This window comes from Brevundimonas sanguinis, assembly GCF_029636725.1.
Lineage (GTDB): Bacteria > Pseudomonadota > Alphaproteobacteria > Caulobacterales > Caulobacteraceae > Brevundimonas > Brevundimonas sanguinis.
Window position 1 is genome coordinate 1,700,237 of record NZ_CP116770.1, and the last position, 13,473, is coordinate 1,713,709.

Here is a 13,473-nt window from a genome sequence, read left to right on the forward strand (position 1 = left end):
TCTAATGATCGCGACGACCGTGGCCGCCGCCTTGGCGATTCTGACTCCCCCGGCTCAGGACGTGCTGAACAGCACGCCTGCCCCCTACTCCGCCAGCCAGGGCGGAATCATCAGCAGCCAGGACGCCGCCCTGGTGCAGCAGGGACTGACCGCCGCGCGAGCCCGCGACGTGGTCGGCACGCAGGCTGTGATGGCCCGGATTTCCGACCCCTCGGCGCGCAAGCTGGTCGAGTGGGCGCTGGTCGACACCTCTGACAGGCAGATGTCCTACAGCGACCTGGCGCGGGCGCAGACCGACCTGGCGAACTGGCCGCGCGGCGAATCGCGCAGAGCAGCCGGCGAGCGAGCGCTGGACATGGCTGGCCAGTCGCCGGACGCCGTCATCGCCTTCTTCAACGGGACCGCCCCGACCACGGCCCAGGGCGCCATCGCCCTGGCCGGCGCGCTGGAGCAGACCGGCCGCCGCCAGGAGGCCCAGGCGCTGATTCGCGACTGGTGGCGCACCCAGAGCTTTGAGGAAGCTCAGCAAAGCCGCATCTACTCGCGCTGGAGCGGCTGGCTGACCAGCGACGATCATGTGGCGCGGCTGAACATGCTGCTGCTGGGGCCGCACGGCCCGGCGACGCGCGCGATGGTCGCTCTGGTTCCGGCCGACCGTCAGACCATCGCCAATACGGTGATGGCGCTGCGCACCGCTTACGCGCCCGACGCCATCGTCGGCGGCCTGTCGCCCTCGCAAGCCAACGACCCGGCCGTGGTCCTGGAGCGCGTGCGCCTGCTGCGCTCGGCCGGGCGCCAGGCCGAGGCCTTCCCGCTGCTGTCCGCCCTGCCCGCTGCGCCGTCGCACTCGGAAGGTCAGAACACGCTGTGGAGCGAACGCCGCAACTACTTCCTGGACGCCCTGCAACAGGGCAATGCGCGCGCCGCCTACGCCGCCATGAACGGCCACGGCTTCCCCTCGGGCGAGCGCAAGGTCGACGCCGAGTTCTTCGCAGGCTGGGTGGCCCTGACCAAGCTCAATGATCCGGCCACGGCGGCCCAGCATTTCGAGGCCCTGCGCAACGCCTCCTCGACCCCGATCACGCAGGGACGCGCCCTGTACTGGCTGGGGCGGGCGGCCGAGGCGCGCGGCGACCGCGAGGGCGCCCGGCGCTGGTATCAAGCGGGCGCCGAGCACTGGCAGACCTTCTATGGCCAATTGGCGGCGGAGAAAGCGGGGGCGACGACCCTGACCCTGCCGGGCGAACCGGCGCCGTCGCCGGAAGACGTCAACCGCTTCGAGGGCAATGAAGTGGTGCGGGCCACCCGCATCCTGGGCCAGATCGGCGAGAAGACGCTGATGCGGGTGTTCGCCTATCATCTGGATGATACCCTGCCGTCGCCCTACGACCTGGCGCAGCTGTTCGACCTGATGCAGGGCTATGGCGACCAGTTCGGCTCGATGATGGTCGGTCGCGCGGCCAGCCAGCGCGGCTTCGTCATGCCCGAGCGGATGTATCCGATTCAGTTGCCGCAACAGGTCGCGGGCATGGCGCCGAACGAGTTCGCCCTGGCCATCACCCGTCAGGAATCCAGCTTCGACCCCCTGGTCCGTTCGCACGCCGATGCGCGCGGCATGATGCAGCTTCTGCCCGCGACGGCGCAGGGCGTGGCGCGTCGCATGGGCCGCTCGTTCAACTCAGAGCAGCTCTGGGACCCGGAGATCAACATGACCCTGGGCAGCTATCACCTGGGCGAGTTGATGAACAACTTCGGCGGATCTCCCCTGCTGGCCTCTGTCGGCTACAACGCCGGACCGGCCCGTCCGCCGCAATGGACCGCCCGCTGCGGCGACCCTCGTCAGGCCCAGGTCGACCCGATCGACTTCATCGAGTGCGCTCCCTTCACCGAGACGCGCAACTACATGATGCGGGTGATGGAGAACATGCAGGTCTATCGCGCCCGGCTGAACGGCGGCTCTGCCCCGCTGACGCCCTCGGCGGACCTGGCGCGCGGCACGCCGCCGAACGCCGGACCGCGCGCCTATCAGCCGTGAGGTGACGCGCGACGGGCCGCTAGCCACGGCCCGTCTGAGGCCTCCAGCCAGACGGCGTCGAGGTTGAAGACGGTCTTCAGGATGCTGGGCGACAGGGCCTCGGTCGGCGCGCCTTCCGCCGCCGTGCGCCCCTGGTCCAACACCACGACCCGATCGGCGAAACGCGCCGCAAGGCTCAGGTCGTGCAGGCTGACCAGGACCCCGCGCCCCGCGTCAGCGCGCGCGCGCAGCCGCTCCAGCACCAGCAGCTGGGCGTCAGGGTCCAGCCCGGCGATCGGCTCATCGGCGACCAAGAGAGGCGCCGGAACCGTCAGGGCGCGCGCCAGAAGCACGCGTGCGCGTTCGCCGCCCGACATATCGGCCACGCCGCGATCGGCCAGATGGCCGACGCCGACCTCGTCCAGCGCGGCGCGGGCGCGCTCGAGAGCCGCCCCTCCGGTCAGGAAGGGCGCGCCCAGCGCCGCCACTTCGACGGCCGGCAGGTTCCAGGCGATGGAACGGTCCTGCGGCAGATAGGCCGCGCGCTCGCCGCGCTGGCGTTCTGACAGGCGTCGGGCCTCGTGGTCGCCCAGACGAGCGGTCCCTTGGGTCAGCGAGGTCAGGCCAAGAGCGGCGCGAACCGCCGTCGACTTGCCCGCCCCGTTCGGCCCGCACAGGGCGACGACTTCGCCTGGCCGGACAACGAAGGACGCGCCGTTCAGCACCTCGACCCCGCCGAGGCGCGCGTGGGCGTTCTCAAGCTCCAGCAGCCCGCTCACAGCCGCCACTCCCGCGCCGCGCGCCAGGCGATCAGGGCGAACAGCGGCGCGCCGACCAGGGCGGTGAACACCCCCAGCTTCAGCTCCTGATCCGTCGGCAGCATCCGCGCCGCGAGATCGGCCAGCACCAGCATCAGGCCGCCCGCCAGAGCCGAGGGCGCCAGCAACCGTCCCGGATCGCCGCGCACCGCCGCGCGCACGAGATGCGGCGCCGCCAGGCCGACGAAGCCGATGACGCCGGCAACGGCCACCGCCCCGCCCGCCGCCAGCGCCGATGCCGCCAGGGCCAGCACCCGCATCCGTCCCATCGACAGGCCGGAAGCGCGGGCCGCCTCCTCGCCCAGCGTCAGCATCCGCAGCCCCGGCGACGCGCTTCTCGCCAGAAACGCCGAGATCAGAAGCGCCGGCGCCACCCAGGCCACGTCGACCCAGCTTCGGTTCTCGACTGAGCCCAGCAGCCAGTTCATCACCTCGGCCGAGGCGATCGGCGAGGGCGACAGGTTGAAGATCAGGGCCGTCAGGGCGCCTGCGAAGCTGGACAGGGCCACGCCGAACAGGATCAAGGCCTCGGGCGCCCGCACCCGCGCCGCCAGGACGATCAGCAGGCCTCCCCCGACCGCCGCGCCGAACAGAGCCGCGCTTTCCACAGCGCCGGGGATCGCCGCCAGCCCCAGCACAATGGCGGTCGCGGCGGCCAGGGCCGAGGTCGCAGACACCCCCAGCACCCCCGGCTCGGCCAGCGGATTACGCAGCAGTCCCTGCATCACCGCCCCGGCCAGGCCGAGCGCTGCGCCGACCAGCAGGGCGCAGACCGCGCGAGGCGCACGCACCAGCCACAGCACCTCGCCCGGACCGGACGCAGGATCAGACAGCGCCTGGGCGTACTGCGCCGCGCTGAAAGCTGTTTCTCCCAGGGTCGTCGCCACTCCAAGCGCAGCCGCAAGGGCCAAACCCAGGCCGATATTCAGTCTCGCGGCGCCGGTCATTTCGCCTGCTCCGCCAGCAGAACAGCTGCGTCCGCCGCGAACCACGCGGGACAGGTCAGGGCCGCGCCCGGCAGGCTGGCCGCCGTGCGTTCCGCTGTCGCCCGGCGCATGACTGGATGGCGCCCGGCGCCGCGCCAGTCCGACCGCGCCAGGTCGAAGAATCCCTTCACATAGAGCGCGGGCGGCGAAAGCAGCACCCGCTCCAGCCCCAGCGGCTGATAGCCGGGCTGAATCACCCCGTTGCGGAACCCGGCCGCGCGCAGGATGGCGTCCATCAGCGAGCCTGGCCCGCTGGTGAAGCCGCTGGCCGTGACATAGACAGCCGCCCGCCCCCGCCCCGCGCCCGACGCCTGCGTCAGCCGCGCCTCCATTTGGCGGATCAGGGCCTCGCCGCGCGCACGGTGATCCAGTGCGGCCGCCACCTTGCGGATATTGGCCTTGATCCCCTCCATATCCGTGGCGTCGTCAATGCCGACCGTGCGCACTCCACGCCGATCGAGCGCGTTCAAAAGCCGTGCATCGCCGCCCCAGTAGCGAACCGCCACGTCCGGCTGAAATCCTGTCGCGGCCTCCAGGGTCGGACGAACCATCCGCCGGCCTTTCGCCGCCTGTCGCATCCATGCATCGGGATCGTCGGCGCGCGGCGACAGGGCGAGCTCCGCGTCAGGCGCGAGGGCCAGGACGAACTGATCGGCGCACTGATCCAACGCCATCACCCGCAGCGGCCGCGCCTGGGTTGCGGTCGCCAAGGTTGCGGTGATCAGGAGGACGAGTCCGCAGCAGCATAGCCTCACCGGGCGGCCAGCCCATTGAAGAGCACGTCCAACTGAGTGCGGATCAAAACCTCGCGGTCCGCCCAGTCGAAATAGGGCTTGGTGATCAGCAAGGAGACCAGACCGTGCACGCAAGCCCAGATGACCTGCGCCTGGATCCGCGCGTCCCCGCGCAGGACGCCCTGCTCCACGGCGTCTTCGACAACTGACACCACGGCCTCAAACAACTCTCCTCCCGCCTTCTGCGCAATGGTCTCGGCCCCGTGGCGGGTCTCGGCCGTCGGTGTGAGATAGGCGAGGCGGTAGGCGTTGGGATGCTCCAGGCCGAAAGCCACATAGCTCTCGGCGATCCGGCGCAGGCGCGCAAGCGAGGGTTCCGTATCCGCCAGGATGCTGCGGTTGCGCTCGGCCAGCCGTTCGAAGGTATTCCTGCAAATCTCGTTCAGGATTTCGCTCTTATCGGCGAAATGCATGTAGAGCGCCGTCGAGGACAGGCCCACCTCATCGGCGATCTTGCGGATCGTGGCGCCGTCGTAGCCGCTTTCGACAAAGATGCGTTCGGCCGCCGTCAGGATCTCGGCCCGGCGTTCGTGCCCGTCTCCCTTGGCCTTGCGGTTCGATCGCGACGTGGAAGTCGTGGAGATCGACAATCAACTGGCTCCTTGAACGAGGGACCCGAGTCCCGACGCGAGGTTAACTCGACCAACCCCTCTAGCCAAACCCAAGCTTTGGGATATCAATGATATTAACATTGCGTTAAATCGGACGAGGGCGTGGTGGGTTGTCAACAATCAAGGACAGAGTCAGCGCGCATCACCCTGACGCGCGTTCAGGCGATCTCCATAGGCGTCGCGCTGGCGCTGAGCATGACCAGCGCTGCGGCTGTGCCGCGTCTGGCCGGATGGCTCCTCGTATCGACGCAGATCGGGTTTTTGGCGCTGGCGGCGTGGCGGCTAGGCCTGATCGCGGTTCAGGCCCGCGCGCCGAGGGCGGCCCCGTCCTCCAGTTGGCGTCATGAGGACTGGCCCCGCTACACCGTCGTAGCTGCGCTTTATCACGAGGCGCAGATATTGCCCCATCTGGTCGAGCGACTGGATGAGATCGATTATCCCCGTGACCGCCTGCAAGGCTTCCTGGCGCTTGAAGCCGATGATCACGCCACGATCGCCGCAGCGTCGCAGCTGGAGCTGCCCGAATGGTTGAGCGTGCTGGTGGTGCCGCCCGGCACGCCGAAGACGAAGCCACGCGCGTTGAACTACGCCCTGGCGCGCGCGACCGGCGACTTCCTGACCATCTACGACGCGGAAGACGACCCCGATCCGCTGCAACTGAAGGAAGCGGCGATGAAGTTTCGCGATGAGGGCGACAGCCTGGCCTGCGTTCAGGCTCCGCTGCGCATCCGCAGTCGCCAGAAGACCAGCCCCCACCCCCTGCTCGACCGCCAGTTTGCGGCCGAATACGCCGCCCTGTTCGAGATCACCCTGCCCGCCATGGTTCGGCTTGGCCTGCCCTTTCCGCTGGGCGGGACCAGTAATCATTTCCGCGTCTCGGTGCTGAGGGCGTTGGGCGGGTGGGATTCGTGGAACGTGACAGAGGACGCCGATCTGGGTTTTCGGATCTGGCGTTCCGGATATCGACTGGGCGTCATCAGCCGGCCCACCTATGAGACGCCGCCCGGTCCGGTGCGCCTTTGGCTGCCGCAGCGGACGCGCTGGCTGAAAGGCTATCTGCAGACGCTGGCGGTGCATACGCGCTGGACCGAGGGAATGGGCTGGCGCGGCTGGGCGGCGTTGATCATGACCATCGGCGCCGGCCTGGGATCGGCGGCGGTCCATGCCGGCTGCATGGCCTGGGTCGCCGTGGTTTGCCTGATGTCGGCCATGGACAGGCAACTGCCGTCCCTTTCCGTTCTGGGATGGGCGGTGCTGATCGTGGGGGTCGCAGCCGCCTGGATCACCAAATACCGCGGCGCGCGGATCGCCGGGACGCCCTATGGCCCGCTCGATATGGCGGCCTCCCTGCCTTATTGGTTCCTGTTGAGCCTGGCCTTCATGCACGCCGCCGTCCGGCTGGCGCTGGAACCGCACCGCTGGGACAAGACCCCGCATCAGGACGATATAGAACTGATCATCGTTCCTGACCCCTATCCCGACGCTGGACGAGCAGCGGCCTGAGCGCCTATCAGCGCGCATGGCTCCGGTTCTTTCCTCCACGCCCGAAACCCTGGTCACCCGCGGGTGGTCGGACTACGCCCTTTTGGACAGCGGCGACGGCCGCAAGCTGGAGCGTTATGGCCGCTACACCGTCGTGCGCCCTGAGCCTCAGTGCTTCTGGAAGCCTCATGAGGAGGCAGCCTTCGAGCGCGCCAACGCCATGTTCGACCCCCAGCAGGAGGAAGAGGATTCCGGTCGCTGGCGGTTCGATCAACACGGGCCGATCGACGCCTTTCCGCTAAAGTGGCGCGACGTGCGCTTCATGGGGCGGTTCACCCCGTTCCGGCACCTGGCCTTCTTCCCCGAGCAGGCGGCCAACTGGGAGTGGCTGGACGCCCGCGTCCGCACCCTGAAGCAGCCGAAGATTCTGAACCTGTTCGGCTATACCGGCGTGGCCAGCCTGGCCTGCGCGGCGGCGGGCGCCCACGTCACCCACGTCGACGCCTCCAAGAAATCCGTGGCCTACGCCCGCGAGAACGCCGAACTTTCCGGCCTGGCCGACCGCCCGATCCGCTGGATCGTCGAGGACGCCCGCAAATTCGTGGCGCGCGAGGTCCGTCGCGGCAGCAAATATGACGGCATCATCCTGGACCCGCCTAAGTATGGGCGCGGCGCCAATGGCGAAGTCTGGCGGCTGTTCGAGGACATGCCGGGGCTGCTGAACGACTGCGCCGCCCTGCTGTCCGACGACGCCTCATTCCTGCTGCTGAACGCCTATGCGGCGCGCATTTCGGGCCTGTCGCTGGCGCACATGATGGCCGAGGCGACGCATGATCGCGGCGGCCGCATCGACTGGGGCGAACTGGCGCTGTCAGAGGACGGCGAGAGCGCCCGCACGATCGGCCTCAGTTTCTTCGCCAGATGGAGCGCCTGATGAACGAACGCCTCATCACCTCCCTGACCAACGACACCATCAAGGCCGTGCGCGCCCTGCACATGCGCAAGGAGCGCGAGGCGACGGGCCGCTTCCTGGCCGAGGGACTGAAGTTCATCGGCGAGGCGCTGGATCAGGGCCGCGCCCCGGTCATGCTGCTGGTCGGCCAGGACGCCCGGCCGCACCCCCTGCTGGACCGCGCCAAGGCCGAGACCACAAAGGCCGGCGGCCAGATCATCGTCGTCACCCACGCCATCCTCGAGAAGATCAGCCGTCGCGACAATCCGCAGACGGTGCTGGGCGTGTTCGAACAGGTCTATACGCCGCTGGACGCCATCCAGCCCGACGCCAAGCCCTGCTGGGTGGCGCTGGAGCAGGTGCGCGATCCGGGCAATCTGGGCACCATCATCCGCACGGCGGACTCGGCTGGGTGCGGCGGGGTCATCCTGATCGGCGATTGTGTCGATCCCTTCTCGGTCGAGGCGGTGCGCGCGACCATGGGCTCAGTCTTCGCCGTCAGCATCAGCAAGGCGACGCGCGAGGAGTTTCTGGCTTGGCGCGCCCAGTGGCCGGGCAGCGTCATCGGCACCCGCCTGGACGCCACCCACGGCTATCGCGACAGTCCGGCGCGCCACCCCGCCCTGATCATAATGGGCAATGAACAGGCGGGCCTGACCGACGATCTGGCCGCCGCCTGCGACCTGAACGTCAAGATTCCGATGCGCGGCCGCGCCGACAGCCTGAACCTGGCCATCGCCACCGGCATCATGGTCTATGCGGTGACCGACGCCGCCTATGGCGAAGGGCTGTAAGGCAGGCTGATGCCGCGTCAGGTTCCGCGCGGCTTGGCCCGGCTGGTCGCCGCCGCATTGGCCGGATCTTCCGGCCACGGGTGGCGCGGATAGCGGCCGCGCATCTCGCTGCGCACCGCCGCCCATGACCCGGCCCAGAAACCCGGCAGGTCCTTGGTCACCTGCACCGGCCGCCGCGCGGGCGACAGCAGGCTGAGCGTCAGGGGCACACGGCCCCCGCCGACTGTCGGGTGCGCCTTTACGCCGAACAGTTCCTGCACGCGGATTTCGACGCGAGGCCCGCCCTCGGCGGCATAGTCGATGCCCGCGCTGCCCAGCGGCGTGGCCAGGCGCGTCGGCGCCAGTTCATCCAGTTTGCGATGCAGATCCCAGGGGATCAGTCCGCGCAGGGCTTCAGCCAGCTTGCCGTCGCCGATGTCGGCCAGCGATCGCGCGCCGTCCAGCAGAGGCCAGAGCCAGTCCTCGCGCGCCGCCAGCAGCCCCTCATCCGAGACGTCGGGCCAGGCCGCGTCCAGTCCGCGCAGGAAGGCCAGCCGCGCCCGCAGCGCTCCCGCCTGCTCGCCCCACTTCAAGGCGCCGAGGCCGCCCGCTTCGATTTCCGACTTCAGCGCCGCCGTCATGGTGGCCCGGTCCGGTGCGCCAACCACCTTTTCGTCGAGGATCAGAGCGCCGATGCGGCGGATGCGGCGGATCACCGGCTTGCCGGAAGGCTCGCGCGCCAGTCGGTCCTCGACCTCGATCAGATGCGCCAGATCGGCTTCCAGCGTCGCGGCGTCCAGCGCCGCCGCCAGACGGATGCGGTCGCGCGCGTCGCCGCCGCCCAGTTCGGCCACGGCCAACCACGGTTCGCGCGCCAGATGATCCGTCGGCTCGATGAAGGCGCCGCGCCCGGAGGCCAGCAGCACCTCGCCCGGCTTGCCCTTGGCGCGCGCGATGCGTTCGGGGAAGGCCTCGGCCAGCAGCAGGCCCGCATCGGCCTCGCCATCCCGGCCGCCGCCCGCCGCCCGCGCCCAGCGCTCAGCCAGCTTTATCGCGTCGCGGCCGCGCGGCGAACGGTCCCGCTCCAGCCCCTTGAGGCGGTCGTGCAGATCGACGCCGTTTCCGCCGAGGCCCGGCTCGCTGAGCACCGCCGCGATCCTCGCCCCGACCAGCGCATCGCCCTGATCCGAGGCGACAGCGACCATGTGGGCCAGACGCGGCGCCAGGGGGATGCGGGTCAGCCGTCGCCCGTGCGGCGTCAGGTCGCCCCTGGCGTCCAGCGCGCCTAGACGGGCCAGCACCTTCCGCGCCTCCGTCATCGCTCCGGCCGGCGGCGGGTCGAGCAGGGCCAGCCCCTCGACCGACTTCGCCCCCCAACGCGCCAGATCGAGCGCGAAGGCGGTCAGATCCGCCTCCTGAATTTCCGGCCGCTGATGGGCGACCAGGCCGCGCGTCTGTTCCTCATCCCACAGGCGATAGCAGACGCCCGGTTCGACCCGGCCCGCGCGGCCCCGCCGCTGCTCGGCCGAGGATCGGCTGACCTTGACCGTCGCCAGCCGGGTCAGGCCGCTGGACGGTTCGAAGCGGGGCACGCGCGACAGGCCGCCGTCGATCACCACGCGCACCCCCTCGATGGTCAGGCTGGTCTCGGCCACGGAGGTCGCCAGAACCACCTTGCGGCGGCCAGGCGCGGCGGGCTCGATGGCGCGGTCCTGCTCGGCCTTGTCGAGCGCGCCATAGAGGGCGACGACATCGACCGACGGATCACGCAGCCGCTCGTTCAGGCGCTGGACGGTGCGGTGAATCTCGCCCTGCCCCGGCAGGAAGGCCAGGAGCGAACCGGTCTCCTCATGCAGGGCCTGAATCACGGCCTTGGCCATGGCCTCCTCGAACCTTTCGACCGGGTTGCGGCCCAGATAGCGGGTCTCGACCGGGAACATCCGTCCCTCGGCCTCGATCACCGGCGCGCCGTCCAGCAGGCGCGACACCCCGGCGATGTCGAGCGTCGCCGACATGACCAGCAGGCGCAGGTCCTCGCGCAGCACCGACTGACTGTCGCGCGCCAGCGCCAGACCCAGATCGGCGTCCAGACTGCGCTCGTGGAATTCATCGAACAGGACGGCGCCGACGCCCTCCAGGCCCGGGTCGTCGAGAATCATCCGGGTGAATACGCCCTCGGTCACGACCTCGATTCGGGTGTCCGGACCGATCCGGCTCTGCAGGCGCGTGCGATAACCGATGGTTTCGCCAGCCTTTTGGCCAAGATTGGCGGCCATGCGATCGGCGGCGGCGCGCGCGGCCAGTCGCCGCGGCTCCAGGACCAAAATCTTGCCGCCGGCCAGCCAGGGCTGATCCAGCAGGGCCAAAGGCACGACCGTGGTCTTGCCCGCGCCCGGCGGGGCCGCAAGGACGACCGCAGAGGTCTGGGCCAGGGCGGCCTTCAGCGGCTCCAGAACAGCGTGAATCGGCAACATAAAGCGGCTGTAGCGCCTTCGAACGGGTTCACGAAAGCGTCGTCGGCGCGTCATCCCTCGTAAACCGCGTTGCGCGCACGGCCTCAGATGGCTAGCGTCCCCGCCCAAGAAGGCGACCCGGGAGGGGTCGTCGCATATGTTGGGGGCGCAACTGCATGTCTGCAGACGGCGTAAAGCCTGCCGGTAATCGGCTATTCCTTAAAAAATCCATCGCCCAAATTCAGAAGGAAGCCGCCAAAAGCGAGCTGAAGCGGACGCTTGGCCCGCTGAATCTGATGAGTCTGGGCATCGGCGCCATCATCGGCGCGGGCATCTTCGTGCTGACGGGTCAGGTGGCTTCGGCCCACGCCGGTCCGGCCATCATGTTCTCCTTCGTCATCGCCGGCATCGCCTGCGGCCTGGCGGGCCTGTGCTACGCCGAACTGGCGTCGACCATGCCGGTCTCGGGCTCGGCCTACACCTATGCCTACGGCACTCTGGGCGAAATCTTCGCCTGGATCATGGGCTGGCTGTTGGTGCTGGAATACGGCGTCGCGGCCTCGACCGTCGCGGTCGGCTGGTCCGGCTATGTGGTGTCGATCCTGAATGACTTCGGGATCAGCGCCAGTCTGTTTCCGACAATAAGTTACCCAGGCGGCGAAGGACCCCAGTGGGCCACCCCGCTGATCCAGTACGTCGCCTCGGGCGCTGACGCGGGCTTCCCGCTGACGGGCACCTTCAACCTGGTGGCGGCCGTCGGCATCGCCGCCGTCTGCGGCCTGCTGGTGCTGGGCGTGTCGGAATCGGCGAACATCAACAACGCCATCGTGGTCATCAAGATCATCGTCCTGCTGACCTTCATCGCTGTGGGCCTGCAGTACATCAACCCCGCCAACTGGGACCCCTTCATCCCGCCGCAGGGCGACAGCTGGGACCAATTCGGCGTGGGCGGCATCTTCCGCGGCGCCTCGATCATCTTCTTCGCCTATGTCGGTTTTGAAGCGGTTTCGACCGCCGCCGCCGAAGCCAAGAACCCGTCGAAGGACGTGCCGATCGGGATCCTGGGCGCCCTGTTCGTCTGCACTCTGATCTACATGGTCGTGGCCGCCGTCATGACCGGCGTCGTCCCCTACCTGGAACTGGCTTCGCCGGCCCCGATCGCCGTCGCCATCGACCGCATGGCGCTCACCTGGGCCGACATTCCGCTGGCCGGCGCGCCGAGCGGCAAGCTCAACCTGATCGCCTTCCTGATCAAGATCGGCGCCATCACTGGCCTGTCCTCGGTCATGCTGGTGCTGTGCTACGGCCAGACGCGGATCTTCTACACGATGGCGCGCGACGGCCTGCTGCCCAAGGCGTTCGCCGTGGTGCACCCGAAGTTCCGCACCCCGTGGATCGGCACCATTCTGCTGGGCATCGTCATCGCCATCGCGGCGTCCTTCCTGCCCATCTCGATCCTGGGCGACCTGGTGTCGCTGGGCACGGCGACGGCCTTCGCCATCGTCTGCCTGTCGGTCATCGTCCTGCGCATCAAGCACCCAGACATGGAGCGTCCCTTCCGTGTTCCGGGCGGCATGATCACGGCCGTGCTGGGCATCCTGGCCTGTCTGACGCTGGCGTCGTTCAACTTCGTGCCGATGGTCCAGCACGCCCTGAACGACAACCCGCTGCCGCTGACCATCCTGGGCGTCTACGCCGTGGTCGGGGCGCTTATCTACGGTCTGTACGGCTTCGCCCACTCGAAGCTGGCCAAGGGCATCGACATCACCGAGGACGTGAAGCTGGAATCGGCGGCTGACGCCTTCGGTCACGGCGTTGACAACAAGAAGGACGACTGATCCCGATCAGCCGTTCCGCACACCGCGTCTGCACGTTGCAGCGGGCCGACGGCCTCAAGCAGCGCGAAGCGCGGTAGGCCCAAAAAAGAGAAGGGCCCCGGAGCGATCCGGGGCCTTTTTCATGGCCGGACGGGATTGCCGAAACGGCCGCCCTCGCCTACAGCCTCGGGCGAACCTATGCGGATGTGGCGGAACTGGTAGACGCACCAGATTTAGGTTCTGGCGCCGCGAGGCGTGGAGGTTCGAGTCCTCTCATCCGCACCATTCTCGGCCACGCGCCAACGGCCGCGGACCTCCGTGCAGCGCCGACAGCGCCGTTGGCAAAAGCCCCGCCTTATTCCTGCAATTTTAGCAGTTGAGACGCTCGCAGGCGGGGCCTGTAGCCCCCGACCTCGCCCGCCAGCGACCGGCCCTCGCACAGTCGATTCGCGGTGCCTGAGATCATCCGACGGCTATCCACCCGCGGCTCGGCTGTGAGGAGCTTGTGGCGATGCAGCGCGCGCACCATCCGCAGCGCGAGTTCGGCATCCAGCGTTAGAGCTCGGATGTCGGAACCACCACATCTTGCAGAAGCCAAGCCATAATTTCAAATTTCTGACGGCTTTCCACCCCTCAGGGCGCGCCTTCCTTCGTTTTTGGCAAAAAATTGTTCTCAGAGGGGGAATATGTCTTTTACGGGGCGATTTTTTGTCCGAGCCTTTGGCGGCGGCTGGACGATCCCGGGCGCGTATATGGGGGAAATCAATGTTCCG

At 68.6% G+C, this 13,473-nt stretch carries 10 protein-coding genes and 1 tRNA gene; 6 read left to right on the forward strand and 5 right to left on the reverse strand.

Going from position 1 to position 13,473, the window contains the following annotated elements; translation table 11 throughout:
• Nucleotides 1-4: 4 nt before the first annotated feature.
• Nucleotides 5-2,035 carry a lytic transglycosylase domain-containing protein gene (locus PIB44_RS08530; RefSeq protein WP_278069041.1) on the forward strand — a complete coding sequence of 677 codons (2,031 nt, stop codon included), beginning with the start codon at nt 5-7 and terminating at the stop codon, nt 2,033-2,035.
• Here PIB44_RS08530 and PIB44_RS08535 read toward each other — a convergent pair.
• From PIB44_RS08535 to PIB44_RS08550, 4 genes are read right to left on the reverse strand one after another with little or no spacing between them, the layout of a single operon-like run.
• On the reverse strand, nt 2,026-2,793 hold the full coding sequence (locus PIB44_RS08535) for an ABC transporter ATP-binding protein (RefSeq protein WP_278069042.1): 768 nt from the start codon (nt 2,791-2,793) through the stop codon (nt 2,026-2,028). The genes PIB44_RS08530 and PIB44_RS08535 overlap by 10 nt on opposite strands.
• Nucleotides 2,790-3,779 carry a FecCD family ABC transporter permease gene (locus PIB44_RS08540; protein WP_278069043.1) on the reverse strand — a complete coding sequence of 330 codons (990 nt, stop codon included), beginning with the start codon at nt 3,777-3,779 and terminating at the stop codon, nt 2,790-2,792. Before PIB44_RS08540 ends, PIB44_RS08535 begins: the two co-directional genes overlap by 4 nt.
• Entirely contained in the window at nt 3,776-4,528 is a 753-nt protein-coding gene (locus PIB44_RS08545; RefSeq protein ID WP_278069044.1) for an ABC transporter substrate-binding protein, read from the reverse strand. Before PIB44_RS08545 ends, PIB44_RS08540 begins: the two co-directional genes overlap by 4 nt.
• A 41-nt stretch (nt 4,529-4,569) precedes the next feature.
• Nucleotides 4,570-5,202: a TetR/AcrR family transcriptional regulator gene (locus PIB44_RS08550; protein ID WP_025977158.1), complete on the reverse strand. Its 633-nt coding sequence runs from the start codon at nt 5,200-5,202 to the stop codon at nt 4,570-4,572.
• A 216-nt stretch (nt 5,203-5,418) separates the two neighbouring features.
• Here PIB44_RS08550 and PIB44_RS08555 point away from each other — a divergent pair, with 216 nt between their 5' ends.
• Genes PIB44_RS08555 through PIB44_RS08565 form a run of 3 tightly spaced genes read left to right on the forward strand, consistent with a single transcriptional unit; the run spans nt 5,419 to nt 8,451 of the window.
• On the forward strand, nt 5,419-6,726 hold the full coding sequence (locus PIB44_RS08555; RefSeq protein WP_278069046.1) for a glycosyltransferase family 2 protein: 1,308 nt from the start codon (nt 5,419-5,421) through the stop codon (nt 6,724-6,726).
• 16 nt (nt 6,727-6,742) lie between these two features.
• The gene (locus PIB44_RS08560) at nt 6,743-7,639 is read left to right on the forward strand and encodes an RsmD family RNA methyltransferase (protein ID WP_278069047.1); all 897 of its coding nucleotides are present in this window, start codon (nt 6,743-6,745) and stop codon (nt 7,637-7,639) included.
• Complete coding sequence (locus PIB44_RS08565; RefSeq protein WP_278069048.1) at nt 7,639-8,451, forward strand: TrmH family RNA methyltransferase; 813 nt, start codon at nt 7,639-7,641, stop codon at nt 8,449-8,451. The genes PIB44_RS08560 and PIB44_RS08565 overlap by 1 nt, the downstream gene beginning before the upstream one ends.
• A 17-nt stretch (nt 8,452-8,468) precedes the next feature.
• Here the strand turns inward: PIB44_RS08565 and hrpB are convergent, their stop codons facing one another.
• Nucleotides 8,469-10,904 (reverse strand): ATP-dependent helicase HrpB, encoded by a 2,436-nt coding sequence (gene hrpB / locus PIB44_RS08570; protein WP_278069049.1) that lies wholly within the window; start codon nt 10,902-10,904, stop codon nt 8,469-8,471.
• A 155-nt stretch (nt 10,905-11,059) separates the two neighbouring features.
• Between hrpB and PIB44_RS08575 the strand changes: the two genes are divergently transcribed.
• Together PIB44_RS08575 and PIB44_RS08580 are read left to right on the forward strand one after the other, a co-directional pair.
• On the forward strand, nt 11,060-12,721 hold the full coding sequence (locus PIB44_RS08575) for an amino acid permease (RefSeq protein WP_278069050.1): 1,662 nt from the start codon (nt 11,060-11,062) through the stop codon (nt 12,719-12,721).
• Between the two features lie 179 nt (nt 12,722-12,900).
• Nucleotides 12,901-12,985: transfer RNA gene (locus PIB44_RS08580), tRNA-Leu, on the forward strand.
• The last annotated feature ends 488 nt before the right edge of the window (nt 12,986-13,473 follow it).